At 71.0% G+C, this 1,702-nt stretch carries 3 protein-coding genes; 1 reads left to right on the forward strand and 2 read right to left on the reverse strand.

From position 1 onward, the window contains the following. Both AC2VNT_RS14680 and AC2VNT_RS14685 read right to left on the reverse strand, forming a co-directional pair. Window positions 1-460: AMP-binding protein (locus tag AC2VNT_RS14680; RefSeq protein ID WP_486947553.1), on the reverse strand; the 460-nt coding region annotated here is incomplete at its 3' end. Between the two features lie 25 nt (window positions 461-485). After that, window positions 486-1,250, reverse strand: coding sequence for an SDR family NAD(P)-dependent oxidoreductase (locus AC2VNT_RS14685; protein WP_486947554.1), 765 nt, complete (start codon window positions 1,248-1,250; stop codon window positions 486-488). Between the two features lie 178 nt (window positions 1,251-1,428). On the opposite strand from AC2VNT_RS14685, the gene AC2VNT_RS14690 reads away from it, so the two are divergent. Further along, on the forward strand, window positions 1,429-1,702 hold a 274-nt coding region (locus AC2VNT_RS14690; protein ID WP_486947555.1), incomplete at its 3' end, for a ribonucleotide-diphosphate reductase subunit beta.

The raw sequence follows: 1,702 nt of genomic DNA on the forward strand, positions 1-1,702 counted from the left end.
GCAGCGCGTCGAAGTCCGCCGCCCAGGCCGGCGTGTCCGACCCGACCCGCAGCCAGTGCCGCACCGGCGTGCCGTCCGCGCCGTCACCGAGCGCGCGCAGCTCGGCCACCACAGCGTCGTATTCGGCGTCGTAGACCAGCGCGCTGGCCCCCGAGTCGCGCAGCATGAACGCCAGTTCGGCGGCGACCAGCCGCCAGTTCAGCGGGACCAGCACCAGCCCGGCCCGCGCGGCGCCGTAGCAGATCTCGACGAACTGGTGGGCGGTGGGCAGCAGCGTGGCCACCCGATCGCCTCTACCGAGCCCCGACCCGGTCAGCGCATGCGCGGCCCGGTTGGCCCGCCGGTCGAGTTCGGCGAAGCTGAGCCGAAGTTCGGCGGACCCGGCGTGCGGCAGGGTGACCAGCGCCTCGAGGTCGGGATTCAGCAGCGCCCGCTTGCTCAGGTGCAGTCCGATGTTCATCGCCACCCTTTCCGTTCCGGAGACCTCAGCTGGTGAGCATGCCGCCCTCGACGGGCAGCGTGATGCCGGTGACGTAGCTGCCGGCGTCGCTGGCCAGGAAGAGCAGCGCGGCGCTGAGTTCTTCGGCCCGGCCGATCCGGCCCAGCAGGGTGCGCGGAATGACCGTGGACTCGAGGTAGCCGGGAACCAGCGTGGCCGACATCTCCGACTCGAAGTAGCCCGGCGCCAGCGCGTTGACCCGGATGCCCTTGCGCGGGGTCCACTGCTGGGCCAGGTCCCGGGTCAGGCCGATCAGGCCGGCCTTCGACGACGCGTAGGCGGCCTGCGGCAGCCCGGCGGTGGTCAGGCCGAGCACGCTGCTGATGTTGACGATCGAGCTGCCCGGGGCCATCACCGCGGCGCAGGCCTGCGCCATCCAGTAGCAGCCGTTGAGGTTGAGCTCGATCACCGAGCGGAACTGATCGGGGGTCTCCCGGGTGGCCGGCACCGCGGTGCCGACGCCGGCGTTGTTCACCAGGATGTCCACCCGACCGAACGCGTCGACCGCCGCGTCCACCAGCGCCCGGCAGTCGTCCGGCTCGGTGACGTCGGTGCGCACCGCCACCGCCTTGCGGCCGGTCGCCGCCACCAGGGCGCGGGTGTCGGCCAGCCGGTCGGCGCGGCGCGCGCCCAGCACCACGTCGGCGCCGGCCTCGGCCAGGGTGGTGGCGAACCCCACCCCCAGGCCGCTGGACGCGCCGGTGACTATCGCCACCCGGCCGTCGATCCGGAAGCGATCCAGAATGGTCATTGGAGCGGTTGTCTTCCCGGGCCGGCGTCGTGTGGGTTCGTCGCGAAGCGTAGCCGACGGCATGCCGTCCCGGTCCGGAACGAGAGCCGGTCCCGGTCAAAAACATTCGGTGTGTCGAACTTTTCTCAGTGGCTAACCGAACTACGCTGGCGGCGAGGCGATGACGAGGAGGCCGACGATGACTGCCCGACTGGTGGACCGGGTCCACGCGATCAACTGGAATCGGGTGATCGACCCGAAAGACGCCGAGGTCTGGAACCGCTTGACGACCAACTTCTGGCTGCCCGAGAAGGTGCCGCTCGCCAACGACGTGGCCTCGTGGGCGCGGCTGACCGACGCCGAGCGGACGGCCACCACCAGGGTGTTCACCGGACTCACGCTGCTCGATACGGTGCAGGCGATGGTCGGATCGGTGGCCCTGATGGAAGACGCTGTGACACCGCACGAGGTCG

Source organism: Mycobacterium sp. TH-M15, assembly GCF_057473705.1.